The organism is Pseudomonas sp. GL_135 (genome assembly GCF_057834665.1).
This window is the reverse complement of record NZ_CM174408.1, coordinates 1,008,361-1,031,565: the sequence shown is the minus strand read 5'-3', so window position 1 is coordinate 1,031,565 and position 23,205 is coordinate 1,008,361. Positions and strand designations below refer to the sequence as shown.

The window sequence follows — 23,205 nt, the reverse complement described above, 5'->3', positions numbered from 1 at the left end:
GAAGACTTTAGCCCGACCGCTAAAGATGCTTCGGATGCTCCGGCCCCTTCGCGAGCAAGCTCGCTCCCACAAGTTGTCGTCCGCGTTCACGATCCGCAGTGTCGCCATGTTTGACGAGCACGCTCCCGTGGCCCACTCAACAAAAAGCCCCGCACTCTCACGAGCCGGGGCTTTTTGCTTTCTGCGATCGAGCGTTACGCCTTCGTGGGCTGCTCGTCCTGCACCACACGAATCACCCGCTGCGGGAACGGGATGTCGATGTTGGCCGCGCGCAGACGGTCGCGAATTTCCGCGTTGAAGCGGTTCGACACGTCACCGAAGTCACCGGTCTTGGTCCACACGCGCAGGGACACGGTAATCGAGCTGTCGCCCAATGCCGCGACCACCGCCTGTGGCGCCGGATCCTGCAAGATGCGCGGATCGTCCGCCATGTCCATCAACACTTGCAGCGCCTGCTTGAGGTCGGCGTCGTAGTCGATGCCCACGTCGAAGGTGATCTTGCGCGTTGGCTGGCGGTTGGTGTTGGTAATGATCCCGTTGGACAGGTTGCCGTTGGGCAGGATCACCGTTTTGTTGTCGCCGGTGCGCAGCACGGTGTGGAAGATCTGAATCCCGTCCACGGTGCCGGATACACCTTGGGCTTCGATCCAGTCGCCAATGCGGAATGGACGGAACAGCAGAATCAGAACGCCCCCGGCGAAGTTCGCCAGACTGCCTTGCAACGCCAGGCCGATCGCCAGACCCGCCGCACCGATCGCGGCAACGAATGAAGTGGTTTCTACCCCAATCATCGAGGCGACACTGACGATCAGCAGGATCTTCAGAATGATGTTGGTGATGCTGCTGATGAAACCCTGCAACGCCAGGTCGACGTGGCGCAGCGCCAACAGCGCACCCACGCGGGACGTCAGTCTATTGATCAGCCACCAGCCGACCAGCAGGACGACCACTGCCAGCAGCACTTTGCTGCCGTATTGCATGACCATCGGGATCCAGGCCTGAGACGCTTTCACCAGATGGTCTACCTGGCCGTTTAAATCCAAGTCCATCTATTTCTCCTCGGGGTCGCGACATGGAAGGCTGAAGCAACGGCGCCGAGTGGGCCCGTTATTTCAGCGAGACCTGCATTCGGACGCACAGGAACCCCTCGGGTTCCTGAGCCAGCATGAAATCGCAGGGCAAATCGCGGGGCGATCAGTCGCGGAAGTTGTTGAATTGCAGCGGCATGCCGAACTCGTGACCACGCAGCGCAGCGATCGCTTCTTGCAGGTCGTCACGCTTCTTGCCGGTGACGCGCACTTGCTCACCCTGAATGGCAGCCTGAACCTTGAGCTTGGCTTCCTTGATGTGAGCGACGATCTTCTTCGCCAGCTCCTTGTCGATGCCTTCCTTGAGGGTGGCTTCCTGCTTCATGACCTTGCCGGACGCGAAGGGATCTTTCAGTTCCAGGCACTGCACATCGATCTTGCGCTTGACCAGGGCCAGCTTGAGGATCTCGATCATGGCTTCGAGCTGAAAGCCTTCTTCGGCGGTCATCTTGATCAGCAGGTCTTTTTCCGTGAACTCGAAGCTGCCTTTGCCTTTGAGGTCGTAGCGGCGGTCCAGCTCCTTGATCGCGTTGTCGACGGCATTCGTGACTTCGTGTTTATCCAGTTCGGACACTACGTCGAACGAGGGCATGTAGATTCTCCAATTGATACGGCGCGGCTCAACATGTGGATGGAGCACGCCTGACTTGACGGTATGAAAGCCCGGTTATTATAACGAGACTTTTCCCACGTTCATGTGAGCCTGCAATGTTGATTTCGTTTTCCCCGCGCACTGAGATCTTCGTCGCCGGGCGTCATTTATTTTGAAATCCGTGTGCTGGCACGTTCTGGGCGCAGGCAGCTTGGGCAGTCTGTGGGCCACTCGACTGGCCCGGGCGGGTCTGCCCGTGCGGTTGATCTTGCGCGACGAGGCCCGACTGGCGGCCTATAACGCGCAAGCGGGTCTGGCACTTTACGAAAACGGCGAGCGTCAGCGGTTTGCCATCCCGGCACAGACCGCCAGCGCAGGCGAGCCCATCGAGCGTCTGTTGCTGGCGTGCAAGGCCTACGACGCTGAATGCGCGGTTGCAGCCGTCGCCCATCGCCTGACCGACAGGGCTGATGTCTTGCTCCTGCAAAATGGTCTCGGCAGCCAGGACGCCGTGGCCGCGATGATTCCTGAGGCACGCTGCATTTTTGTCTCCAGCACCGAAGGCGCCTACCGCGATGAAGACTGGAGCGTGGTATTTGCCGGACAGGGCTCCAACTGGCTGGGCGACACACCGCACGGCGCGGCGCCGGCCTGGCTGGAAGACCTCAAGCAGGCAGGCATCCCTCATCGATGGACCGCCGACATCGCCGAACGCCTCTGGCGCAAACTCGCGCTCAACTGCGCGATCAACCCGCTGACCGTGTTACACCAATGCCGCAACGGCGAGCTGCAGGCTTATGAGGACGAAGTGACGGCGCTGTGCGTTGAGCTCGGACACGTATTGCACGGCTGTGGTCAGCCCGGCGCGGCTGAAGGGTTGCTGGATCAGGTGCAGCAGGTGATTGCCGCCACCGCCGGTAATTATTCCTCGATGTATCAGGACGTTGTCCAAGGCCGTCGCACCGAGATCCGCTACTTGCTCGGGCATGTCTGCGCCACGGCGGCTGCCCTCGATTGTCCTGCGCCGATGCTGAACCAGTTACGCCTGCGCCTGATCGAACACCTCAACGCCCGCGGCCTGCCCAGCGACTGACGGTTTGCTCAACGGCTGAACAGCGCTAACCTGCCCGCTCCTCATTCCGGTGACCTGCCCCATGCCATTGCGCCAGCGCCTCGAAAACCTGCCGGTCGGTCAAAAGCTCCTGGCCGCCCTGCTCGTACTGCTCACCACAGTGCTGGTGGTCGCCAACCTGACGTTTATCAGCGCCGCCTATTACATTTCCCAGGAAGCGATGGCGCCCCAAGCTTTGCAGACGATCGGTCGGCTGATCAGCAATCCCGGCCTGTCCGAGCACGCTCTGTCTTCGACCTCCAACGCCCAGACGTTGCTCAGTGAACTGAAAAACTACGGCCCGTTACGGGCGGCGGCGGTGTACGACAGCAGCGGTACGCGTCTGGCGCAGATGCAGCAGGGCAACAAGCTGCGCATGCCCGACCACTACCGGGATCTTGAGAGCTGGCGCATTACCGAGTTTCGCAACACTCAGGTCATCCCCATTCCCAAAGCCGGACAAGCGCAGGGCCATCTGTTGCTGGTCGCCAGCAGCGAATTGCCGACGGCGTTCTACACCGGCACGCTGACCGCCAGCCTTGGCATCCTGATTTTCAGCATCCTGCTGTGGGCCGGCGTGGCCCGGCAGATTCGGCGCTTTATCACCGAGCCGATCTACCAGCTTGAAGACCTGTCGCGGCGGGTTACCCGCGAGGAGAACTACGCGCTGCGGGCGACGCCCGGCAACAAGGACGAAATCGGTTCGCTGGCCGAGGCGTTCAACACCATGCTCTCGCGCATGGAAGCCCGTGAGCAGCAGCTCAGACGCGCCCGCGATGAATCCCAGGACGCTTACGATCAGGCGCAGGGTCTGGCGGAAGAAACCCGCCACACCAACCGCAAGCTGGAGCTTGAAGTTCAGGTGCGCAGCAAGATCGAGAAGAAGCTCACGGGCTTTCAGAACTACCTCAACAGCATCATCGACTCCATGCCGTCGGCGCTGATCGCCCTGGACGAGCAGCTGTACGTTACCCAGTGGAATCAGGAGGCCGGCGCCCTGTCCGGTACGCCACTGGACGAAGCGCTGAACCAGCCGATTTACTCGGCGTTCCCGCCGATGCGCGCGTTTTTGCCGCAGATCAAACAGACCGTCGAACGCCACACCGTCACCAAAATCGAGCGCGTGACTTGGGTCAAAGGCGACGAGTCGCGCCATTACGCCCTCACCTTCTATCCCCTGACCGGCGATGCCGGCCGTGGCGCGGTGATCCGCATCGATGACATCACCCAGCGCCTGTCGCTGGAGGAAATGATGGTTCAGTCGGAGAAAATGCTCTCGGTGGGTGGGCTCGCCGCCGGCATGGCCCATGAAATCAACAACCCCCTCGGGGCGATCATGCACAACGTGCAGAACATCCGCCGTCGGCTGTCGCCCGATTTGCCGAAGAATCTCGAGCAGGCCCAGCAGGAAGGCATCGAGCTGGCGGCGGTGAATCAATACCTGATCGCGCGCGAAGTACCGCAGTTGCTGGACGGCATCCAGTCAGCCGGAGCGCGGGCGGCTAAGATCGTCAGCCACATGCTCAGCTTCAGCCGCCGCAGCAACCGTCAGTTGGCGCCCTGTGATCTGCCGGCACTGATTGATCAAGCGGTGGAGATCGCCAGCAACGACTTTGACCTGACCATCGGTTTTGACTTCAAGGGCCAGAATATCATTCGCCAGTTCGATCCTGATCTGGGCCCGGTGCCTGCGACGGCCAACGAGCTGGAACAGGTGCTGCTCAATCTGCTGAAGAACGCCGCTCAGGCCATCCATCAGCGCGAAAATCCCGGCGAGCCGGGGCGCATCATTTTGCGCACGCGCCTGAACCCGCCGTGGGCGGAAATTCAGGTCGAGGACAACGGCATCGGCATGCCGGAAAGCGTGCGCAAGCGCACCTTCGAGCCGTTTTTCACGACCAAGGAAATCGGCCAGGGCACGGGCCTCGGGCTGTCGGTGTCGTATTTCATCATCACCAACAATCACAAGGGCCAGATGGAAGTGCATTCCACCCTCGGCCAAGGCACCTGTTTCACCTTGCGTCTGCCGCTGGTGGACAATTCGATAGATATGCCTGCACCACAGGTCATTGGTCAGAACGACCGGGAGTAGAGCCATGGGATTTCGCTTGTCGAAAATTTACACGCGCACGGGTGACACCGGCGAAACGGGCCTGGGCGATGGTCGCCGAGTGCCGAAGGATCATCCGCGGGTCGAGGCCATTGGGGAAGTCGACTCACTGAACAGCCAGGTCGGCGTGCTGCTGGCGGGGCTTAAGGTATCGGTGGCGACTCATCCGGCGTTGCAGGAAGTTATCGACGTGTTGGCGCCGTGTCAGCATCGCTTGTTCGACCTGGGCGGCGAACTGGCGATGCCGGAATACAAGGCGCTGAATGCAGCAGAGATCGAGCGTCTGGAAACGGCGATCGATCATTGGAATGAAGAGCTGGGGCCGCTGGAGAATTTCATCTTGCCGGGCGGCTCGACGCTGATCGCCCAGGCCCACGTTTGCCGGAGCCTTGCGCGCACGGCGGAGCGGAGTTGTCAGCACCTCAACGCGGTCGAGCCACTGGCCGGGGTTGGTCTGGCCTACATCAATCGGCTGTCGGATTTGCTGTTTGTCGCGGCGCGGATCATTGCCCGGCGTGAGGGCGTGGCGGAGATTTTGTGGGAGCCTGCGAAGAAGCCGCAGTGATTGGTGAGACAGTGCTGCGGTGCTGAGGGGCTACTGTCCTGACGTGCTGCTGTCCTGATACACCGCAACTCAGCTGGCAAGCGCAAATCCTGTGGGAGTGAGCTTGCTCGCGAAGACTGCGTTTCAGCCGCTAGAGATGCGGCGACTGATAAAGCTTCGCGAGCAAACTCGCTCCCACAGGGGCTTCATTCGCCGTTGAATCTGCGGTGTAGCAACCTTTGTTCTCGAACTCAGATCGGAACAGCTTTTAGCCCTGCGGCCAGAACGCGCGAATTCCGGCCACACCCTGCGCGCCACATTCCCACGCGTGCTGACGGTCCGTCGGCCCTACCCCGCCGAGCAGATAAACCGGCTTGCTAAAGCCCTCGATCAACTCACGGGCCTTTTCCCAACCCAGCGGCTGGGCGTCCGGATGGCTTTGCGTCGGCAGCACCGGCGAGAGGGTGACGAAATCCACGCCCATCTGCTCGGCCAGACTCAACTCTTCGGCGTCGTGACACGAGGCCGCCAGCCAGCGGTCTTCAGGAAACGGACGGCCCTTGCTGGCGTATTTGCGCAACTGTTCGCTGGTCAGGTGCCAGCCCGCCGCCGGAAAGTCCCCCAGCCATTCCCTCGGCCCCTTGAGCATCAACTGCGCCTTGCCCGCGCACAGCCCGACCGCGTCAACCGCGACGTCACGGTATTTCGGGTCGTACATGTTCGGCGCGCGAAGCTGAACCAGCTTGATGCCGCCAGCCACCGCCGTGCGTATGCCGCGCAGCAGCTCTGGGGTATCCAGATCGTCCGGGGTGATCAGGTACTCACCCGGCAAACGCGCAGCGGCCACAATTGGCCGATTCGCCGCCGGAAATTCATACTCGGCCAGTTCCCGTTGCGATACCCACGCAAGGGGTTGGCCTTCAACACCATGGGGTTCGCCGGTGAACGACGAGACTTCCCAGACGTCCAGCAACACTTGTTTGTCCGGGTAGTCGTGCTTGATCTTGATCAGCGGACGCGCCGCCGTCACGACGATGCCGAGCTCTTCAAGCAACTCGCGGGACAACGCGGCCTCGACCGATTCATCCGGTTCAACCTTGCCGCCGGGAAACTCCCACAGACCGCCCTGATGCTGCTTGTCGGCGCGTCGGGCGATGAGGATCTTGCCGTCGGTGCCACGGATAACCGCCGCGGCCACATGGATGCGTTTCACGTTCAACCTTCCTCCAGACCCGCTTTCTGCCAGCGTTTGAACTCAGGCCACTGATAAATCGTTTCAACGTAGGCTGCCGCGTCCGCCGGCAGCTCGACGTGATAGGTACGAAAGCGCACGGCGACCGGTGCGAAGAACGCATCGACGATGCCCGGCGTGCCGAACAGGAAACCCTCGCTCACACCCGACACCGCGCGGCATTCACGCCACAGCGCAACCATGCGGTCGATGTCTGCCTGAGCTTCGACGGCAATCACTTCCAGCGCCTCGTCCTGACGCAAATCCATCGGCAAGCGCGAGCGCAGTCCGACAAAGCCGCTGTGCATTTGCGCGCACGCCGAGCGGGCCTGAGCGCGGGCGGCGATATCCGCCGGCCACAAGCCTGCATTCGGAAAACGCTCCGCCAGATACTCACAAATCGCCAATGAGTCGACGATGGTGCCGTGCTCGCACTTCAGCGCCGGCACTTTACCGGTCGGCGAATGCTCCAGAATCAGGCGCGTGGTGTCAGCCTGATTCAGGCGAATCACCTGATCGGTGAACGCCTCGCCGGTCAGCGCAAGCGCCAGCCACGGGCGCAGCGACCAGGAGGAATAACGTTTGTCGCCGATGATCAGGTGCAGGCTCATGTCTTGGCTCCGTTGAAACCGATGGACTCGCTCGTCACTCAGGTGCGGTATTCCGCGTTGATCTTCACGTACTCGTGCGACAGGTCAGTGGTCCAGATGGTTTCGCTGCAATCGCCACGGCCCAGCTCGATGCGGATGGTGATTTCTTCCTGCGCCATCACCAGCGAGCCTTGCTCCTCAGTGTAGGTGCTGGCCCGAGCGCCTTTGCTGGCGATGCAGACGTCCCCCAGAAACACGTCGATTTTGCTGACGTCGAGGTTCGGCACGCCTGCGCGACCCACGGCCGCCAGGATCCGGCCCCAGTTCGGGTCCGAGGCGAACAGCGCGGTTTTGATCAGCGGCGAATGCGCGACGGTGTAACCCACGTCCAGGCATTCCTGATGATTGCCGCCGCCGTTCACTCCAACGGTCACGAACTTGGTGGCGCCCTCGCCGTCACGGACGATAGCTTGCGCGACGTCCATGCACACCTCGAATACGGCCTTTTTCAATGCTTCGAACAGCGGGCCCTTGGCCTCGGTTACCGCGGGCAAATCGGCCTGGCCAGTGGCGATCAGCATGCAGCAGTCATTGGTCGATGTATCGCCATCGATGGTGATGCGGTTGAACGACTTGTTGGCGCCGTCGCGAATCAGATCCTGCAGCACGCCCGGCGCCACCTTGGCGTCGGTGGCGATGTAACCGAGCATGGTCGCCATGTTCGGACGAATCATGCCCGCGCCTTTGCTGATGCCAGTCACGGTGATGGTGACGCCATCAAGCACGAACTGGCGGCTCGCGCCCTTCGGCAGCGTGTCGGTGGTCATGATGCCGGTGGCCGCTGCAGCCCAGTTGTCGACGGACAAATCATCCAGCGCCGCCTGCAGCGCGCCTTCGATCTTCTCGACAGGCAATGGCTCGCCGATCACGCCCGTGGAAAACGGCAGCACGGCGCTGGCTTCCACCCCGGTGATCTCGGCCAGCTTCGCGCAGGTCCGCTCGGCGGCGGCCAGCCCAGGTTCACCCGTGCCCGCGTTGGCATTGCCGGTGTTGGTCAGCAAATAACGCACGGTGCCCTGCACGCGCTGTTTGGCGACGATCACCGGCGCCGCGCAAAAGGCGTTCAGTGTAAACACACCCGCGACGCTGGAGCCTTCGGCGCAGCGCATGACCACGACATCTTTGCGCCCCGGGCGCTTGATGCCGGCGGAAGCGATGCCAAGTTCAAAACCGGGAACCGGGTGCAGCGTCGGCAAAGGACCAAGACCAACAGCCATGAAGTGCGCTCCTTGAAAGACAGTCACACCGCGCGGCCTTGCCGACACGGCTCGATTGATTGAAAAACGCCGCGACGGCAGAGCCGGTCGCGGCGTGATTTTACAGTTCAGCTACAGCCTGTCGCGGTCGGCGATTCAGCTGATCTGACCGTGACAGTGCTTGAATTTCTTGCCCGAACCACACCAGCACAATTCGTTGCGACCCAGCTTCTGGTCGTTACGAACCGGCGACAGTGCGGCAGCAGCGGCTACCGCGACGTCTTCTCCGTCTTCAGCGAGCAGGTCCGGCTGCTCCAGGCCTGGTGCTTCGGCGTGCTGGAACTGCATGCGCTGGGCCAGTTCCTCGGCTTCCCGACGCAGACGCGCCTCTTCCTCGGCCGGATCTTCGCGGCGAACCTGAACGTGGGACAGCACGCGGATGGCGTCGCGCTTGATCGAATCGAGCAGCTCCTGGAACAAGGCAAACGACTCGCGCTTGTATTCCTGCTTCGGGTTCTTCTGAGCGTAACCGCGCAGGTGAATGCCGTGACGCAGGTGATCCATGGTCGACAGGTGGTCTTTCCACAGGTCGTCCAGTACGCGCAGGAGAATCTGCTTCTCGAACGTGCGCAGGGCCTCGGCACTGGCCTGGTCTTCTTTCTCGTTGTAGGCCGCCAGAATGGCTTCCATCAACTTCGGACGCAGGGTGTCTTCGTTCAGGTGATCGTCTTCGTCGAGCCACTGCTGGATCGGCAGCTTCACGCCGAAATCGCTGTTCAGCGCGGCTTCCAGACCGGCCACGTTCCACTGCTCAGGCAACGACTGCGGCGGGATGTGCGCGGAGATGGTGGCGTCGAGAACTTCTTCGCGGAACTCGGCAATGGTGTCACCAATGTTGGTCGCAGCCAGCAGGCTGTTACGCATGTGGTAGATCACTTTCCGCTGTTCGTTGGAAACATCGTCGAACTCGAGCAGTTGCTTGCGGATGTCGAAGTTGCGGCCTTCGACTTTGCGCTGCGCTTTTTCGATCGCGTTGGTCACCATGCGGTGCTCGATCGCTTCACCGGACTGCATGCCCAGCGCCTTCATGAAGTTCTTCACCCGGTCAGAGGCGAAGATGCGCATCAGGCTGTCTTCAAGCGACAGGTAGAAACGGCTCGAACCCGTGTCACCCTGACGACCGGCACGACCACGCAGCTGGTTGTCGATACGGCGGGATTCGTGGCGCTCGGACGCAATAACATGCAAACCGCCCGCTTCGATCACCTGCTGATGGCGCTTCTGCCAGTCGGCCTTGATCTGCGCGATCTGCTCTGGGGTCGGGTCTTCCAGGCTGGCAACTTCAACTTCCCAGTTACCGCCCAGCAAAATGTCGGTACCGCGACCGGCCATGTTGGTGGCGATGGTCAGCGCGCCCGGACGACCGGCCTGGGCAATGATTTCAGCTTCTTTTTCATGGAACTTGGCGTTCAGAACCTTGTGTTCGATGCCTTCCTGCACCAGCAGGCGGGACATGTGCTCCGACGTTTCGATCGTCGCCGTACCCACCAGCACCGGACGTTGCTCGGCCAGACAGGCCTTGATGTCGGTGATGATCGCCGCGTACTTCTCTTCGGCGGTCAGGTAGACGAGGTCGTTGAAGTCCTTACGCGCCAACGGCTTGTTCGGCGGGATGACCATCACCGCCAGCGCGTAGATCTGGTGGAATTCGAACGCTTCGGTGTCCGCCGTACCGGTCATGCCGGACAGCTTGTTGTAGAGACGGAAGTAGTTCTGGAAGGTGGTCGAGGCCAGGGTCTGGCTCTCGGCCTGGATGTTCAGGCCTTCCTTTGCTTCGATGGCCTGGTGCAGGCCTTCGGACAGACGACGACCCGGCATGGTACGGCCGGTATGTTCGTCAACCAGCAGGATCTGGCCGTCTTGAACGATGTATTCGACGTTGCGGTGGAACAGCTTATGGGCACGCAGACCGGCATAAACGTGGGTCAGCAGACCCAGATTGTGCGCGGAATACAGGCTCTCGCCTTCAGCCAGCAAGCCGACTTCAGTGAGCATCTCTTCGATGAACTGGTGACCGGACTCGTTCAGCTCCACCTGACGGGACTTCTCGTCGATGGAGTAGTGACCCTGCTGGGTGACCTGGCCTTCCACTTCCTCGATGTGCTGCTCGAGCTTGGGGATCAGCTTGTTGATCTCGGTGTAGAGCTTGGAGCTGTCTTCGGCCTGGCCGGAGATGATCAGCGGCGTACGGGCTTCGTCGATGAGGATCGAGTCCACTTCGTCGATCACGGCGAAATTCAGTTCACGCTGGAATTTGTCTTCCAGGCTGAATGCCATGTTGTCGCGCAGATAGTCGAAACCGAATTCGTTGTTGGTGCCGTAGGTGATGTCGGAGGCGTAGGCGGCGCGCTTCTCTTCCGGCGGCTGGAAAGGCGTAACCACGCCTACGGTCAGACCGAGGAATTCATACAGCGGGCGCATCCAGTTGGCGTCACGACGGGCCAGGTAGTCGTTCACCGTGACCACGTGCACGCCCTTGCCGGACAGTGCGTTGAGGTAGACCGCGAGGGTCGCGACGAGGGTTTTACCCTCACCGGTACGCATCTCGGCGATCATGCCTTCGTGCAGTGTCATGCCGCCGATCAGCTGTACGTCGAAGTGACGCATGCCCATGATGCGTTTACCCGCCTCGCGGCAGACCGCGAAGGCTTCGGGCAAGAGCTGGTCGAGGGTCTCACCTTTGGCTATGCGGGCCTTTAACTCATCGGTCTTGGCGCGCAGCTGTTCGTCCGAGAGGGCGAGCATTTGCTCTTCGAAGCTGTTGACGACCTGGACCGTCTTGAGCATGCGCTTCACTTCGCGCTCGTTTTTGCTTCCGAAAAGTTTTTTTAACAAAGGTGCAAACATATCGAAAGGATCTTCCACACATAGGGATGGAGGGCGGCCCCGTGAGTCGCCCGAGCAGCCCTGATGGCCGCATGCGAACGAGCATTCTACCCGGAAATGGTGGTGAGGAAAGTGGCGTTATTCCACGATGCTGGCACAGCAATGTTACGGGGCAGAAGTACAATAGGGTCATTTCCCGTGACTTCAACCCATGAAGGCCAGAAGTTTTATTAATGTTTTTTCATGATCGCGCAGCGCGCTTGCACCCGAAACGGCTGACCTGAGGGTGCTTCAGCCGATTCTGCTAAGATCCCGCACTGGCAACACAAGGCAACCCTATCATGGCATTTCGTCCCCTACCGGCGCGCGCACCGGCTGTTCTTCTGCGCGAAGCCCGGCCGCTCAAAGCCATCTTCAACCACGCCCAACGCCTCGCGCACTTGCAGCGTCTGCTGGAAAGCCAGCTACAACCCGCAGCGCGCGAGCACTGTCACGTGGCGTCGTGGCGCGAAGGCACCCTGCTGCTCATCGTCACCGACGGGCACTGGGCCACTCGACTGCGCTATCAACAGAAGCGTTTGCAACGGCAACTGGTGGCGTTCAAGGAATTCGCCAACCTCACCCGGCTGCACCTGAAGGTACAGCCCGCGAGAACGCACCGAAGTGAGACGGGCCATACGCGCGATCTTTCCGTTGCAGCGGCCGAAACCATCTCGGCAACGGCCGAAGGCATCACCGACCCGAAACTGCGTGCTGCGCTAGAACGGCTGGCGGCCCATGCGGCGCCGAAAGAGGCTGGGGGATCATAAGCTCCGAGAATGCCGGCGCTCGCACCGGCCTCTTCCCGGCTAAAGCCGGTCCTACATGAACTCCGAGTACACCCAGTGGGATCGACGGCGCCTCGTAGGACCGGCCTCAGCCGGGAAGCTTTTGATCTGCTTTAAACGCGCTTTTGATCTGCTTTTGATCTTGATCTTCATACGCAAAGGGTTCAGACACCGCAGAACGCGACTTGGGTGCAGGCTGAACGCAGGTCTCGCGCAGTGGGTCGAGCCGCATGGATGCGGCGAGAGCGCCGTCACGGCATGGATGCCCGTTCGGCGCGGGCCCACGGAGCGAGACCGGAGTGAAGGAACCCGACGAAGTCGGGCCAAACCAGGAGCAAAGCGTTTTTGGTTACTTTTGGGGCGCTCTTGCCAAAAGTGACCCGCCGTAAGGGCGGAACCATAATTCCAGTACACACAAAAAACGGATATGCACGCTATCCAATCGACAATCCATAAAAAAGGCCACCCGAAGGTGGCCTGAAAACATCAAAAACTAGGAAGAAGAGACTGTTTACACCGCCGCAACGGGGCGCATGTAAGAGATCGGTGCGGTGCTGGCATCTTCGAAGGTCACAACTTCCCAAGCGTCTTCCTGAGCGATCAACGCACGAAGCAAACGATTGTTCAGACCGTGTCCAGACTTGAAGCCCTGATACTCGCCGATCAGACTGTTGCCCAACAGATACAGGTCACCGATGGCATCCAGAATCTTGTGCTTCACGAACTCGTCTTCATAACGAAGACCGTCTTCGTTCAACACGCCGTCCTTGTCCACGACGATCGCGTTTTCAACGCTCCCGCCAAGGGCCAGGTTGTGCTTGCGCAGGTATTCGATGTCTTTCATGAAACCGAATGTCCGCGCACGGCTTACTTCTTTAACAAACGAAGTGCTGGAAAAATCCACGCAAGCGGTTTGAGTGCGGTTCTTCAGATAAGGGTGATCGAAATCGATCTCGAACCCCACTTTGAAACCTTCAAACGGTAAGAACTTGGCGGACTTGCCGTCTTCTTCTACGCACACTTCTTTAAGTATGCGGATGAATTTCTTCGGTGCGTCCTGTTCTTCCAGGCCAGCCGATTGAATCAGGAATACGAAGGGACCTGCGCTGCCATCCATGATTGGAACTTCGGAGGCAGAAAGCTCAACGTAGGCGTTATCGATGCCAAGGCCGGCCATGGCCGACAGCAAGTGCTCGACCGTATCGACCTTCACGTCGCCATTGAACAGCGTCGTGGAAAGCGTGGTGTCACCCACATTCAACGCGTGAGCGTTGATCTGGACTACCGGCTCAAGGTCGGTACGGAAAAACACAATGCCAGCGTTCACAGGCGCTGGTTTGAGGGTCAGGTAAACCTTCTCACCAGAGTGCAGGCCGATACCTGTGGCACGGATAATATTTTTCAGGGTGCGTTGTTTAATCATGGCATTGGCCGCTTCAGCGCGTATCGCGAATTAGTATCAACAAAGGCTGGCGATGATAGCAGACCCCGCCTTTGCTGAACACCAATCACCCTTATACCCCTGATAGAACCCATTAATCAGCCTGACGACGCAGGAACGCTGGAATGTCCAGGTAATCCAGATCGTCTTGCGGGTTCATCTTCGCGGCGGCTGTTGCGCCCGCATGTGCCTGATTGCGCATCACGGTTGGACGGTCCAGATCGCGGTAGTTGACCGAAGGCAGCTCCTGGCGTGCGGCATGTTGCTGCGCAGGTGCGGCTTGAGCGGTCTGCATGGTGTTGTCGATGACCTTCACAGGCTTCTCGATTTTTGCACCCAGGCCAGTAGCAACAACAGTCACGTGCAGCTCGTCGCGCATGTCCGGATCGATAACCGTACCGACCTTGACCATGGCGTGCTCGGAGGCGAACGCTTCGATGATGCTACCCACGTCGGAGTACTCACCCAGAGACAGGTCAGGACCGGCAGTGATGTTGACCAGAATGCCGCGAGCGCCTTGCAGGTTCACGTCTTCCAGCAACGGGTTGCGGATCGCCGCTTCAGTGGCTTCACGCGCACGGTTCGGACCGCTGGCGCAGCCAGTGCCCATCATCGCCATGCCCATTTCGGACATCACGGTGCGTACGTCGGCGAAGTCGACGTTGATCATGCCTGGGCGCTTTATGATGTCGGAGATACCGCGAACGGCACCGGCCAGTACATCGTCAGCCTTGGCGAAAGCCGACAGCAGGCTGGCGTCTTTACCGAGGATGGTCAGCAGTTTCTCGTTGGGAATGGTGATCAACGAGTCGACGCTTTCGGACAGCGCGCGGATGCCTTCATCAGCGATCTGCATGCGCTTGCGGCCTTCGAACGGGAACGGACGCGTCACGACCGCAACGGTCAGAATGCCCATTTCCTTGGCCACTTCGGCAATGATCGGTGCAGCACCAGTACCGGTACCGCCGCCCATGCCAGTGGTGATGAAGACCATGTTGGTGCCTTGCAGCACTTCAGCGATGCGCTCGCGGTCTTCCAGTGCAGCCTGACGGCCGACTTCAGGATTCGCACCTGCGCCCAGGCCTTTGGTCACGCCGGTACCCAATTGCAGAATGGTACGTGCGCCAATGTTTTTCAGTGCCTGAGCATCGGTGTTGGCGCAGATGAACTCGACGCCTTCGATGTTGCTCTTGACCATGTGATTGACTGCGTTGCCGCCGCCACCACCAACGCCGATAACTTTAATTACCGGGCTTTGTGGGATGTTGTCTACGAGCTCGAACATGTTCCCTCTCCTTCAGTTCTCTAGTTTTATGTCGCCTGTTGCCTGCCTACCACTTTTTGAATCTTAGAAATTCCCCTGAACCCAGCGCTTCAGACGCTCTAACACTGGGGCCTTCGGTTCATCGCTATAACTGCTACCGGAGCCGGAAAGGCCGGACAGCGAGATGCCGTCAGACTGCTTTTGCAGTCCGTACAGCAACAGGCCGACGCCGGTTGAGTAGATCGGGTTGCGAACAACGTCCGCGAGCCCTTTGACGCTGTGCGGCACGCCGAGGCGGACCGGCATGTGGAAGATTTCTTCGGCCAGTTCGACCGCGCCTTCCATTTTCGAGGTGCCACCGGTCAGCACGATGCCGGCCGGGATCAGGTCTTCGTAGCCGCTGCGACGCAGTTCGGCCTGAATCAGGGTGAACAGCTCGTCATAGCGCGGCTCGACCACTTCGGCGAGGGCCTGACGGGACAGTTCACGAGGCGGACGGTCGCCGACGCTTGGCACTTTGATGGTCTCGCCGGCACCGGCCAGTTTGGCCAGGGCGCAGGCGTAACGGATCTTGATCTCTTCGGCGTACTGGGTCGGTGTACGCAGCGCCATGGCGATGTCGTTGGTGACCTGGTCGCCAGCAATGGGGATCACGGCGGTGTGGCGGATCGCGCCTTCGGTGAAGATCGCGATGTCGGTGGTGCCGCCGCCGATGTCCACCAGGCACACGCCCAGTTCTTTCTCGTCGTCGGTCAGCACCGAGTAAGCCGAGGCCAGTTGCTCAAGGATGATGTCGTCGACTTCGAGGCCGCAGCGGCGCACGCATTTTTCGATGTTCTGCGCCGCGTTCACCGCGCAAGTCACCACGTGAACCTTGGCCTCCAGACGCACGCCCGACATGCCAAGTGGCTCGCGAACGCCTTCCTGGTTATCGATGACGTAGTCCTGTGGCAAGGTGTGCAGCACGCGCTGGTCAGCCGGGATCGCCACGGCCTGGGCAGCGTCGAGCACGCGTTCAAGGTCGGCCGAGCTCACTTCGCGGTCGCGAATCGCCACGATGCCGTGGGAGTTCAGGCTGCGGATGTGGTTGCCTGCAACGCCGACGAACGCCGAGTGGATCCGGCAACCGGCCATCAACTGCGCTTCTTCTACAGCGCGCTGGATCGATTGCACGGTGGATTCGATATTCACCACCACGCCCTTCTTCAGGCCGCGGGACGGGTGAGTGCCGATACCGACGATTTCCAGCGTGCCATCAGCCGCGACTTCGCCTACCAGCGCCACCACCTTGGAGGTGCCGATATCCAATCCGACGATCATTTTGCCGCTTTGCACGTTTGCCATGGGTCCTGCCTCTTATCAATTCTTCGCGACGGCGGGTTTGTCCGTCGTTGGCGCTGCTGCCTGCTCGCGCCAACCAACGGCCAGGCCGTTGTTGTAACGAAGGTCGACTCGCGCAATGTTCGTGATCTGGTCTTTCAGTGTCTTGTCGTAGATGGCGATAAAGCGGCGCATCTTTTCAAGCAGGTTGCCTCGTCCCAGCAGCAGTTCCAGGCCAGGGCCTGCATTGCCTGCGCCGGTGGTCAGAAACCAGCTGCCTCGCTCGCGCAGTTCCAGGCGAGCGATGGAGAACCCCAATGGGCGCAACATCTGGCTCAGGACCTGGTACTGCTGCATCACCTGCTGTTGAGCCCGTTGCGGCCCGAACAACTGCGGAAGGTGTTCGTAGTTGGCCAGTTCACGCGGAGTGAATGCCTGACCCTGGTTGTTCAGCAGGGATTGATCGCCCCAGCGCGCAACCGGTAGTTGTTCTTCCAGCCGGATCACCACCTGATCCGGCCAGACGCGGCGAACCTCGGCGTGGGCAATCCACGGCATTTGCTCAAGCTCTGTGCGCATGCCGGCCAGGTCGACGTTGAAAAAACTCGTCGCCACGTACGGCGCGATTCGCTGCTGCACGGCCTGCTGGCTGATGTAGCTCAGGTCGCCCTGAACGTTGATCCGCGAGATCGGACGGTCGGCGTACGGCAACAGACGCTGGGCGGCTTCGTACGTCCCGAACCCCAACACGACCAACAATACCGGCCACATCAGACTGCGCAGGAAACCGAAGTTCGGTCGCGACAGGCGCGACGACATTGGCTCCTTGGCGACCATGCGGCTGGCACCCCGCGGCACCGGCTTGTTGCGGCCGGTAGCGGATTGCTGATGACGAACCGTTGCGCCGTGCATGATCTACCCTTCCACCTGGACGCTGTCGGCCAGAATCGCTAACACCAACTGTTGGAAATCGAGCCCGGCCGCACGTGCAGCCATGGGCACAAGACTGTGATCGGTCATGCCGGGAACGGTGTTCACTTCCAGCAACCAGAATTTGCCGTCGGCGTCCTGCATGACATCGGTGCGCGCCCAGCCGGCAATGCCGACCGCTTCACAGGCCCGAGCCGTGAGTGCCTTGAGTTCATCTTCTTTGGCTGCATCGAGGCCGCATGGAATCCGGTACTGGGTATCGGAAGCCAGGTATTTGGCGTCGTAGTCGTAAAAACTGTGGGGAGTACCCAGACCGATGGGAGGCAATACCTGCCCACGCAGAGAGGCGATGGTGAACTCCGGACCTTCGATCCATTGTTCAACCAACACTTGCGAATCGTAGGTACGGGCGGCGTTCCAGGCGGCGATCAATTCGTCGACGCCAGTCACCTTGGCCATACCGATGCTGGAACCTTCATGGGCGGGTTTGACGATCAAAGGAAAGCTCAGTTCCGTCGCCGCAGAAATACAATCCGCTTCGCTGCTCAGCACGGCATGGCGGGGCGTCGGCAAGCCGAGACTCTGCCAGACCTGCTTGGTGCGCAGCTTGTCCATCGCCAGCGCCGACGCGAGCACGCCGCTGCCGGTGTAGGGGATTTCCAGGCATTCCAGCAGACCCTGCATGGTGCCGTCTTCGCCACCGCGACCGTGCAGCACGATGAACGCGCGGTCGATTGTTTCGCTGACCAGCCGCTGCAGGAAATCCTCGCCCACATCGATACCGAACGCATCGACGCCTGCGCTTTGCAGGGCTTCAAGCACTGCGCTGCCGGATTTCAGGGAAACCTCCCGCTCTGCGCTCTTGCCGCCAAACAGCACGGCGACACGCCCGAAGCGTTTCGGCTCCAGCGTCGAGAACAGGGCGGACTGCAGGGCGGCTGTCATTTCAGCTTACCTTCGGTTGAGGCCACGATGGCGCCGGTGAACAGCGGGCTCTTCAGCAATTGCGGTGCGAGCCCGCCAATGTCGCCGGCGCCCTGGCACAGCAGAATGTCGCCGGCGCGCAGCAGCGGTTTGACCAGCGGGGCCAGCTCGACGCCACGCTCGATGTAGATCGGATCAAGCTGACCGCGCTGACGAATGCTATGGGCCAGCTGACGGCTGTCCGCACCCGGAATCGGTTCTTCACCGGCGGGATAGACTTCCATCAGCAGCAGCACGTTGGCCTCGTTGAGCACCTGCACGAAATCGTCGTACAGATCGCGAGTGCGGCTGTAACGGTGCGGCTGGTAGACCATGACCAGACGACGGTCCGGCCAGCCACCGCGCACGGCATTGATCACGGCAGCCACTTCGCGCGGGTGATGACCGTAGTCGTCGACCAGCATCACGTTGCCGCCTTCCACCGGCAGCTCGCCGTAGACCTGGAAACGACGACCGACACCCTGGAAGCCCGACAGCCCCTGAATGATGGCTTCGTCAGAGACGCCCTCGTCAGTGGCGATGGCGATGGTTGCCAGCGAGTTCAGCACGTTGTGCTTGCCCGGCATGTTGACCGACACGTCCAGCGGCTCGCGGTCACGACGCAGCACGGTGAAGTGCGTGTGCATGCCGTCCTGACGCACGTTGATCGCGCGCACGTCGGCGGCGTCATCGAAGCCGTAGGTCATGATCGGACGCTTGACCGAAGGCAGGATGTCGCGCACCACCGGATCGTCGATGCAAACCACGGCCAGACCGTAGAACGGCAGGTTATGGAGGAATTCGACGAAGGTCTTCTTCAGCTTGTTGAAGTCGCCTTCGTAGGTCGCCATGTGGTCGGCGTCGATGTTGGTGACCACGGCCACCAGCGGCTGCAGGTGCAGGAAGCTCGCGTCGCTTTCGTCGGCTTCGGCGATCAGGTAACGGCTGGTGCCGAGCTGCGCGTTGGTGCCGGCAGCGTTCAGACGCCCGCCGATCACGAAGGTCGGATCAAGGCCACCGGCCGCGAACACCGAGGCGATCAGGCTGGTGGTTGTGGTTTTGCCGTGGGTACCGGCGACTGCAATGCCATGGCGATAGCGCATCAGCTCGGCCAGCATTTCAGCGCGCGGCACCACGGGAATGCGACGTTCAAGAGCAGTGGCCACTTCCGGGTTGGAGGTGTTCACTGCGCTGGACACCACCAGCACGTCCGCCGTCGAAGCGTTTTCTGCGCGATGGCCGATAAAGATCTGCGCGCCGAAAGATTCGAGACGCTCGGTCACCGGCGAAGCCTTGAGGTCGGAACCGGACACGTCATAGCCCAGGTTCAGCAACACTTCGGCAATACCGCACATCCCCACGCCGCCGATGCCCACAAAGTGGATACGACGGATGCGGCGCATTTCCGGCTGTGGCATGGCGCGTTGATTCTCAACCATGGGCCACCTCCAGGCAGATGTCGACGACGGTGTTGGTGGCATCAGGCTTTGCCAATTGGCGAGCGGTGACGGCCATGCGGTTCAATTGTTCGGGTTGCATCAAAACCTCTTTCAGGCGAGCGGCCATTTCGGCGGCGCCAGTTGTCGCTTGCGGCATGACGAAGGCAGCGCCCTCGCGAGCCAGATATTCGGCGTTGCGCGACTGGTGATCGTCGATCGCGTGGGGCAAAGGCACCAGCAACGACGGCAGCCCGGCAGCAGCCAGTTCACTGACGGTCAGCGCACCTGCGCGGCAGACCACCAGATCCGCCCAGCCATAGGCTTGGGCCATGTCTTTGATGAACGGGGCGACCTGCGCCTCGACACCGGCGGCGCGGTAACGCTCGGCGGTCACTTCATCGTGATGCTTGCCGGCCTGGTGAAACACTTCAGGGCGCATGTCGGCAGGCACTTGCGCCAGGGCTTCCGGCAGCAATTTGTTCAGCGGCTCGGCGCCCAGGCTTCCGCCCAACACCAGCAAACGCGGCCGGCGACCGATCAGGGTCTGGCGCGGCGTCTCGAAAAACAGCTCGGCGCGCACCGGATTACCGGTGGTGCGACGCTTGGCCGATGCGGCGAACGTCTGCGGGAACGCTTCGCAGACCCGCGCGGCGAAGGACGCCAAGCTGCGATTGGCCGTGCCCGCGACGGCGTTTTGCTCGTGGATAATCAGCGGCACGCCAGCGAGTTTCGCCGCCAGACCGCCAGGGCCTGTCACGTAGCCGCCGAAGCCAACAACGCAGACCGGCGACAGCTCACGCACGACCTTGCGCGCCTGCAACAACGCCTTGATCAACATGAACGGCGCCTTGAGCAACGACAGTCGCCCCTTGCCACGCAAACCGGTGACGTTGATCAAATGCAGCTTCAAACCAGCCGCGGGCACCAGCTCGTTTTCGATACCGCGCGGCGTCCCGAGCCAATGCACGGTGTAACCGCGGGCCTGGAACTCACGGGCGCACGCCAGCGCCGGGAAGACGTGTCCGCCGGTGCCGCCCGCCATGATCAAAACGTTACCGACGGCCATGGGTCGGCTCCTCGGCAAAGTCGCTTTCCTGGAACTCGGCTTCTTCACTGCCCATGTTGTTGCGCGATTCCCATTCGATGCGCAGCAACAGCCCCAGACTCGCGCAGCAGATGATCAACGAACTGCCGCCGTAGCTGAGGAATGGCAGGGTCAGGCCCTTGGTCGGCAGCAAACCAACGTTCACGCCGATGTTGATCAGGAACTGACCAATCCACAGGAAGGCCAAGCCGTAGGCGGTGTACGCGGCGAAGAACTGTTTGGCGCGCTCGGCCCACATGCCGATGTACATCGCACGGATACTCACGAAGACAAACAGCCCGACCGTGGCCAGCGAACCCACCACGCCCAGCTCTTCGGCGAGTACCGAGAACACGAAGTCAGTGTGGGCTTCCGGCAGGTAGAACTGCTTCTGCACGCTGTTGCCCAGGCCGACGCCGAACCATTCACCGCGCCCGAAGGCGATCAGCGCCTGGGTCAGCTGGTAGCCGGAACCGAACTGATCGGACCACGGGTCAGTGAAGGTAATCAGACGCGCCATCCGGTAAGGCTGAGCCTGAACCAGCACGAACACTGCACCGACCGCCAACGCGACCATCAGGCTGAAACGGAACAGGCCCACGCCGCCGAGAAACAGCATTGCCGCCGCTGCGCCCATCATCACGACCGTGGCGCCGAAGTCCGGCTCCATCAGCAGCAGACCCGCCATGGGCAGCAGCACGATGAACGGCTTGAAGAAGCCCATCCAGCTCTCGCGCACTTCCTGCTGGCGACGAATCAGGTAACCGGCAAGGAAGATCACCACGAAGACTTTGGCGATTTCCGACGGCTGCACGTTGAACATGCCGAAGCCGATCCAGCGCATCGAACCGTTCACCTCGCGCCCGATGCCGGGCACGATCACCGCGATCAGCAGACCGAACGCGCCGATCAGCATCAGCCAGCCCAGACGCTGCCAGGTGGCGACCGGCACCATCATGGTCGCGACGCAGGCGATCAGGCCCAGCACCAGATAGATCAGGTGACGGGTCATCATGTACAGCGCGTTGCCTGACTGAACGGCGGCCACTTCCGACGACGCGGAAGTGATCATCACCAGGCCCAGGCCCAGCAACGCGAGGCAACCGGCGAGCATCGGGAAATCGACGTCAACGCCACGGCCGCTGATGATCGGCGACGGGTACGGCTTGATCACGCCAAAAATCATGACAAGTCCCCCACGGCCCGGGCGAACAGTTGTCCGCGCTCTTCGAAATTCTTGAACATGTCCAGGCTTGCGCAGGCGGGCGACAGCAATACGGCGTCCCCTTCCTGAGCGATATCAGCAGCACGTTGCACGGCTTCTTCCAATGTAGTGACGCGTACCAGAGGCACCGAATCGCCGAAGGTGGCGGCGAGCAAATCCGCATCGCGGCCCAGCAGGACCACGGCGCGGCAATGGGCGGCAACCGGGGCTTTGAGCGGGGTGAAATCCGCGCCCTTGCCATCGCCGCCGGCAATCAGCACCAGCTTGCCGTCGATGTCGGCGCCAAGGCCTTCGATCGCTGCCAGTGCCGCACCGACGTTGGTCGCTTTGGAGTCGTCGTAGTAATTCACGCCGTTGAGCTCACGCAGCCACTGGCAGCGATGAACGAGACCTGCAAATGTCTTGAGGCTGGCAAGCATGGCGTCGAACGGCAGACCCACCGCATGACCCAGCGCCAGCGCAGCAAGGGCGTTGGCCTGATTGTGGCCGCCACGGATTTTCAGCGCGCGGACCGGCAGCAGGTTGTCGAACTGGAAGGCCAGATATTTCTCGCCGTTCTCTTCGCGCAAGCCGAAGCCGTTTCTGTCGGGCTTGTTCAAACCGAAGGTCCAGCACGGCACGCCTTCACCTATCAACGGGCGGGTCAACGCGTCCTGACGATTGACCACCACCTGCCGCGCGCCACGGAAAATCCGGTGCTTGGCCAGGTGATAAGCCGGAAGGCCTGTGTAGCGGTCCATGTGGTCTTCGCTGATGTTCAGCACGGTCGCCACTTCAGCGCCGAGCTGATCGGTGGTTTCCAGCTGGAAGCTCGACAGCTCCATCACATACAGCTCCACGTCATCGCTGAGCAGATCCAGCGCCGGCGTGCCGAGGTTGCCGCCCACAGCAACACGCTTGCCTGCTGCCGCAGCCATCTCGCCCACCAGCGTGGTGACCGTGCTTTTCGCGTTCGATCCGCTGATGGCCACGATCGGCGCCTTGGCATTGCGAGCGAACAGCTCGATGTCGCCGGACAACTTCACGCCGCGCATCGCCGCTTGCTGCAGGGCCGGGGTGGCCAATGCCAGACCGGGGCTGACATACAGCTCATCGGCGCGGCACAGGAATTCAACGTCCAGCGCACCACAGCGCACTTCGACCTGCGGGTAATCACGGCGCAACGTCGCGAGTTCTGGCGGGTGCTCCCGCGTATCGGCGACAGCAAACGACACGCCCCGGTTCGCCAGGAAGCGAACCAGGGACATGCCGCTCTTGCCGAGGCCGACAACGATGCGGAAGTGGTCAGAAGCGATCAGTGACAC

Annotated in this window: 19 protein-coding genes; 4 read left to right on the top strand and 15 right to left on the bottom strand. The window is 61.1% G+C overall.

The features are described from left to right. Positions 1–194: 194 nt before the first annotated feature. A complete protein-coding gene (locus AC3ISG_RS04700) occupies positions 195–1,043 on the bottom strand; it encodes a mechanosensitive ion channel family protein (protein ID WP_065993168.1) in 849 nt (282 codons plus the stop codon). Positions 1,044–1,194: 151 nt separating this feature from the next. Next, positions 1,195–1,680, bottom strand: coding sequence for a YajQ family cyclic di-GMP-binding protein (locus tag AC3ISG_RS04695; RefSeq protein ID WP_065992166.1), 486 nt, complete (start codon positions 1,678–1,680; stop codon positions 1,195–1,197). 172 nt (positions 1,681–1,852) lie between these two features. On the opposite strand from AC3ISG_RS04695, the gene AC3ISG_RS04690 reads away from it, so the two are divergent. The 3 genes from AC3ISG_RS04690 to AC3ISG_RS04680 all read left to right on the top strand — a co-directional run bounded on the left by AC3ISG_RS04690 (position 1,853) and on the right by AC3ISG_RS04680 (position 5,466). Then, positions 1,853–2,773, top strand: a complete 921-nt coding sequence (locus AC3ISG_RS04690; RefSeq protein WP_489298612.1) for a putative 2-dehydropantoate 2-reductase — start codon at positions 1,853–1,855, stop codon at positions 2,771–2,773. A 61-nt stretch (positions 2,774–2,834) separates the two neighbouring features. Continuing rightward, the gene (locus AC3ISG_RS04685; protein WP_489298611.1) at positions 2,835–4,883 is read left to right on the top strand and encodes a sensor histidine kinase; all 2,049 of its coding nucleotides are present in this window, start codon (positions 2,835–2,837) and stop codon (positions 4,881–4,883) included. Positions 4,884–4,887: 4 nt separating this feature from the next. Next, on the top strand, positions 4,888–5,466 hold the full coding sequence (locus tag AC3ISG_RS04680; protein WP_489298610.1) for a cob(I)yrinic acid a,c-diamide adenosyltransferase: 579 nt from the start codon (positions 4,888–4,890) through the stop codon (positions 5,464–5,466). A 247-nt stretch (positions 5,467–5,713) separates the two neighbouring features. Here the strand turns inward: AC3ISG_RS04680 and AC3ISG_RS04675 are convergent, their stop codons facing one another. From AC3ISG_RS04675 to secA, 4 genes are all read right to left on the bottom strand, one after another. Next, on the bottom strand, positions 5,714–6,658 hold the full coding sequence (locus AC3ISG_RS04675) for a Nudix family hydrolase (protein ID WP_489298609.1): 945 nt from the start codon (positions 6,656–6,658) through the stop codon (positions 5,714–5,716). Between the two features lie 2 nt (positions 6,659–6,660). Then, entirely contained in the window at positions 6,661–7,287 is a 627-nt protein-coding gene (locus AC3ISG_RS04670) for a glutathione S-transferase family protein (RefSeq protein ID WP_489298608.1), read from the bottom strand. A 38-nt stretch (positions 7,288–7,325) separates the two neighbouring features. Beyond that, positions 7,326–8,543 carry a bifunctional glutamate N-acetyltransferase/amino-acid acetyltransferase ArgJ gene (gene argJ / locus AC3ISG_RS04665; RefSeq protein ID WP_489298607.1) on the bottom strand — a complete coding sequence of 406 codons (1,218 nt, stop codon included), beginning with the start codon at positions 8,541–8,543 and terminating at the stop codon, positions 7,326–7,328. Positions 8,544–8,678: 135 nt separating this feature from the next. Then, entirely contained in the window at positions 8,679–11,429 is a 2,751-nt protein-coding gene (gene secA / locus AC3ISG_RS04660; RefSeq protein WP_122535943.1) for a preprotein translocase subunit SecA, read from the bottom strand. Between the two features lie 320 nt (positions 11,430–11,749). On the opposite strand from secA, the gene AC3ISG_RS04655 reads away from it, so the two are divergent. Then, entirely contained in the window at positions 11,750–12,217 is a 468-nt protein-coding gene (locus AC3ISG_RS04655) for a DciA family protein (RefSeq protein ID WP_122535942.1), read from the top strand. Positions 12,218–12,746: 529 nt separating this feature from the next. Here AC3ISG_RS04655 and lpxC read toward each other — a convergent pair. The 9 genes from lpxC to murD all read right to left on the bottom strand — a co-directional run bounded on the left by lpxC (position 12,747) and on the right by murD (position 23,205). Next, positions 12,747–13,658 (bottom strand): UDP-3-O-acyl-N-acetylglucosamine deacetylase, encoded by a 912-nt coding sequence (gene lpxC, locus AC3ISG_RS04650; protein WP_065992158.1) that lies wholly within the window; start codon positions 13,656–13,658, stop codon positions 12,747–12,749. 112 nt (positions 13,659–13,770) lie between these two features. Then, positions 13,771–14,961: a cell division protein FtsZ gene (ftsZ, locus tag AC3ISG_RS04645; RefSeq protein ID WP_074884474.1), complete on the bottom strand. Its 1,191-nt coding sequence runs from the start codon at positions 14,959–14,961 to the stop codon at positions 13,771–13,773. A gap of 63 nt (positions 14,962–15,024) precedes the next feature. Continuing rightward, complete coding sequence (ftsA, locus tag AC3ISG_RS04640) at positions 15,025–16,284, bottom strand: cell division protein FtsA (protein WP_037014678.1); 1,260 nt, start codon at positions 16,282–16,284, stop codon at positions 15,025–15,027. 15 nt (positions 16,285–16,299) lie between these two features. After that, positions 16,300–17,172, bottom strand: coding sequence for a cell division protein FtsQ/DivIB (locus tag AC3ISG_RS04635; RefSeq protein WP_122535941.1), 873 nt, complete (start codon positions 17,170–17,172; stop codon positions 16,300–16,302). A 3-nt stretch (positions 17,173–17,175) separates the two neighbouring features. After that, positions 17,176–18,135: a D-alanine--D-alanine ligase gene (locus AC3ISG_RS04630; RefSeq protein ID WP_122622478.1), complete on the bottom strand. Its 960-nt coding sequence runs from the start codon at positions 18,133–18,135 to the stop codon at positions 17,176–17,178. Then, complete coding sequence (murC, locus tag AC3ISG_RS04625; RefSeq protein WP_122535939.1) at positions 18,132–19,592, bottom strand: UDP-N-acetylmuramate--L-alanine ligase; 1,461 nt, start codon at positions 19,590–19,592, stop codon at positions 18,132–18,134. The genes AC3ISG_RS04630 and murC overlap by 4 nt, the downstream gene beginning before the upstream one ends. Continuing rightward, positions 19,585–20,658, bottom strand: a complete 1,074-nt coding sequence (gene murG, locus AC3ISG_RS04620) for an undecaprenyldiphospho-muramoylpentapeptide beta-N-acetylglucosaminyltransferase (protein WP_489298606.1) — start codon at positions 20,656–20,658, stop codon at positions 19,585–19,587. The genes murC and murG overlap by 8 nt, the downstream gene beginning before the upstream one ends. Beyond that, positions 20,645–21,862 carry a putative lipid II flippase FtsW gene (gene ftsW, locus AC3ISG_RS04615; RefSeq protein WP_037014687.1) on the bottom strand — a complete coding sequence of 406 codons (1,218 nt, stop codon included), beginning with the start codon at positions 21,860–21,862 and terminating at the stop codon, positions 20,645–20,647. Before ftsW ends, murG begins: the two co-directional genes overlap by 14 nt. Next, positions 21,859–23,205: a UDP-N-acetylmuramoyl-L-alanine--D-glutamate ligase gene (murD, locus tag AC3ISG_RS04610; RefSeq protein WP_489298605.1), complete on the bottom strand. Its 1,347-nt coding sequence runs from the start codon at positions 23,203–23,205 to the stop codon at positions 21,859–21,861. The genes ftsW and murD overlap by 4 nt, the downstream gene beginning before the upstream one ends.

Excerpts from the sequence above, each read along its gene's own strand:
- AC3ISG_RS04695 (WP_065992166.1), bottom strand. The coding sequence starts at position 1,680 with ATGCCCTCGTTCGACGTAGTGTCCGAACTGGATAAACACGAAGTCACG.
- AC3ISG_RS04685 (WP_489298611.1), top strand. The coding sequence starts at position 2,835 with ATGCCATTGCGCCAGCGCCTCGAAAACCTGCCGGTCGGTCAAAAGCTC.
- AC3ISG_RS04680 (WP_489298610.1), top strand. The coding sequence starts at position 4,888 with ATGGGATTTCGCTTGTCGAAAATTTACACGCGCACGGGTGACACCGGC.
- AC3ISG_RS04670 (WP_489298608.1), bottom strand. The coding sequence starts at position 7,287 with ATGAGCCTGCACCTGATCATCGGCGACAAACGTTATTCCTCCTGGTCG.
- argJ (WP_489298607.1), bottom strand. The coding sequence starts at position 8,543 with ATGGCTGTTGGTCTTGGTCCTTTGCCGACGCTGCACCCGGTTCCCGGT.
- secA (WP_122535943.1), bottom strand. The coding sequence starts at position 11,429 with ATGTTTGCACCTTTGTTAAAAAAACTTTTCGGAAGCAAAAACGAGCGC.
- AC3ISG_RS04655 (WP_122535942.1), top strand. The coding sequence starts at position 11,750 with ATGGCATTTCGTCCCCTACCGGCGCGCGCACCGGCTGTTCTTCTGCGC.
- lpxC (WP_065992158.1), bottom strand. The coding sequence starts at position 13,658 with ATGATTAAACAACGCACCCTGAAAAATATTATCCGTGCCACAGGTATC.
- ftsZ (WP_074884474.1), bottom strand. The coding sequence starts at position 14,961 with ATGTTCGAGCTCGTAGACAACATCCCACAAAGCCCGGTAATTAAAGTT.
- ftsA (WP_037014678.1), bottom strand. The coding sequence starts at position 16,284 with ATGGCAAACGTGCAAAGCGGCAAAATGATCGTCGGATTGGATATCGGC.
- AC3ISG_RS04635 (WP_122535941.1), bottom strand. The coding sequence starts at position 17,172 with ATGCACGGCGCAACGGTTCGTCATCAGCAATCCGCTACCGGCCGCAAC.
- AC3ISG_RS04630 (WP_122622478.1), bottom strand. The coding sequence starts at position 18,135 with ATGACAGCCGCCCTGCAGTCCGCCCTGTTCTCGACGCTGGAGCCGAAA.
- murC (WP_122535939.1), bottom strand. The coding sequence starts at position 19,592 with ATGGTTGAGAATCAACGCGCCATGCCACAGCCGGAAATGCGCCGCATC.
- murG (WP_489298606.1), bottom strand. The coding sequence starts at position 20,658 with ATGGCCGTCGGTAACGTTTTGATCATGGCGGGCGGCACCGGCGGACAC.
- ftsW (WP_037014687.1), bottom strand. The coding sequence starts at position 21,862 with ATGATTTTTGGCGTGATCAAGCCGTACCCGTCGCCGATCATCAGCGGC.